This is a genomic window from Mycolicibacterium arenosum (genome assembly GCF_024320865.1).
In the GTDB taxonomy this organism is placed as follows: Bacteria; Actinomycetota; Actinomycetes; order Mycobacteriales; family Mycobacteriaceae; genus Mycobacterium; species Mycobacterium arenosum.
Window position 1 is genome coordinate 1 of record NZ_JANDBD010000030.1, and the last position, 1809, is coordinate 1809.

1 protein-coding gene is annotated in these 1809 nt (G+C 67.6%); it reads right to left on the bottom strand.

The annotated features are described in order from the left end of the window. Positions 1–1796: Ig-like domain-containing protein (locus NM203_RS33030; protein ID WP_255065284.1), on the bottom strand; the 1796-nt coding region annotated here is incomplete at its 3' end. Positions 1797–1809 lie beyond the last annotated feature (13 nt).

The window sequence follows — 1809 nt, forward strand, 5'->3', positions numbered from 1 at the left end:
GTGCCGCGGTAGCCGTTGAACGGCCGGTAGGTCACGGTGTCACCGGTTTGGGTGATCATGCCGTGGGTGGGTGCGGTGACGACGGTGATCGCGCCGAGGTCCAGCCGGGTGCCGGGGTAGGTGGTGTCGTTGGCGGTGGGCGTCGGGAACAACACCGTGGAGGTGTCCATCAGCACGGTGTAGGAGTCGTCGGCCGCGATGAGGGGGCTGATCACGTTCAGGGTGACGGTGGCCGGGTTGGACACGATGTCGCCCTGGGTGTCGGCCACGGTGTAGGTGAAGGTGTCGGTGCCGCGGTAGCCGGTGTCGGGTCGGTAGGTCAGGGTGCCGCCGGTTTGGCTGAGTTGGCCGTGGGTGGGCGCGGTGACGACGGTGATCGCGCCCAGCTGGATCGAGGTGCCGGGGTAGGTGGTGTCGTTGGCGCTCAACGCCGGTGACAGCACGGTGGAGGTGTCCATCAGCACGGTGTAGGAGTCGTCGGCCGCGATGATGGGGCTGATCACGGTGATGGTGACGGTGGCGGTGTTGGAGGCGGGGATGTCGGGGCTGGCTGCGGCGAGGGTGTAGGTGAAGGTGTCGGTGCCGCGGAAGTCGTTAACCGGCCGGTAGGTCAGGGTGCCGTCGGCGCCTTGGGTGATCGTGCCGTGGGTGGGTGCGGTGATGACGGTGATGGCGCCGAGGTCGAAGTTGGTGCCGGGGTAGCGGGTGTCGTTGGCGCTCAACGCCGGTGACAGCACGGTGGGGGTGTTCATGAGCACGGTGTAGGCGTCGTCGGTGGCGATGATGGGGCTGATCACGGTGATGGTGACGGTGGCGGTGTTGGAGGCGGGGATGTCGGGGCTGGCTGCGGCGAGGGTGTAGGTGAAGGTGTCGGTGCCGCGGAAGTCGGTGTCGGGTCGGTAGGTCAGGGTGCCGTCGGCGGATTGGGTGATCCTGCCGTGGGTGGGTGCGGTGATGACGGTGATGGCGCCGATGTCGAAGTTGGTGCCGGGGTAGCGGGTGTCGTTGGCGCTCAACGCCGGTGACAGCACGGTGGGGGTGTTCATCAGCACGGTGTAGGAGTCGTCGGTGGCGACGATGGGGCTGATCACGGTGATGGTGACGGTGGCGGTGTTGGAGGCGGGGATGTCGGGGCTGGCTGCGGCGAGGGTGTAGGTGAAGGTGTCGGTGCCGCGGTAGCCGGTGTCGGGTCGGTAGGTCAGGGTGCCGTCGGTGGATTGGGTGATCCTGCCGTGGGTGGGTGCGGTGATGACGGTGATGGCGCCGAGGTCGAAGTTGGTGCCGGGGTAGCGGGTGTCGTTGGCGCTCAACGCCGGTGACAGCACGGTGGGGGTGTTCATGAGCACGGTGTAGGCGTCGTCGGTGGCGATGATGGGGCTGATCACGGTGAGGGTGACGGTGGCCGGGTTGGAGGCGGGCACGAAGGGGTTGTTCGCCGCTGCGACGGTGTAGGTGAAGGTGTCGGTGCCGCGGTAGCCGGTGTCGGGTCGGTAGGTCAGGGTGCCGTCGGTGGATTGGGTGATCCTGCCGTGGGTGGGTGCGGTGACGACGGTGATGGCGCCGAGGTCCAGCCGGGTGCCGGGGTAGGTGGTGTCGTTGGTGCTGGGTGCCGGTGACAGCACGGTCGAGGTGTCCATGAGCACGGTGTAGGAGTCGTCGGCCGCGATGATGGGGCTGATCACGGTCAGGGTGACGGTGGCCGGGTTGGAGGCGGGCACGAAGGGGTTGTTCGCCGCTGCGACGGTGTAGGTGAAGGTGTCGGTGCCGCGGTAGCCGTTGAACGGCCGGTAGGTCACGGTGTCACCGGTT